The following is a 372-nucleotide window of genomic DNA, read 5'->3' as shown; positions in this document are numbered from 1 at the left end:
GATCTCGTCGTCGAGGAACTCGAAGTACGGGACGTTGATCGACGTGACGGTCTCGCCGTCGATGCGCCACTCCTCGTAGTCGGACCGCATGCGCGCGTCGAGGATCGTGACGTCCTCGCCGGCGTCGATTCGGCCTTTGAGCGAGTCCGGGTCGACGGAGTCGACGTCGACGTCCGGAGTCGGAAAGTCGTCGGCGTTCATGTTTCGCAGTCGCTCCTACCGGACCGACGCACAAAAGCATTTTCATAGTATTTCCTTTTCTAAGCAATACTACTCGCCCGCAGATTCGGATATGCGCGGGTGGATCCGCCGTTACCGCTCTTGTGAACCGTCTTAACCGGTTCGGCGTTATACAGTAGTTAGTAGAATTCC

1 pseudogene is annotated in these 372 nt (G+C 57.5%); it reads right to left on the bottom strand.

The window, feature by feature from the left end:
* A pseudogene (locus tag EXE45_RS18315) lies at positions 1–201 on the bottom strand (MBL fold metallo-hydrolase); the annotation flags it as partial.
* Positions 202–372 lie beyond the last annotated feature (171 nt).

The sequence above is a fragment of the Halorubrum sp. SP9 genome, assembly GCF_005435015.1.
Lineage (GTDB): Archaea > Halobacteriota > Halobacteria > Halobacteriales > Haloferacaceae > Halorubrum > Halorubrum sodomense.
Note: the sequence above shows the minus strand (reverse complement) of the source record. Positions and strands in the feature narration are given on the sequence as shown.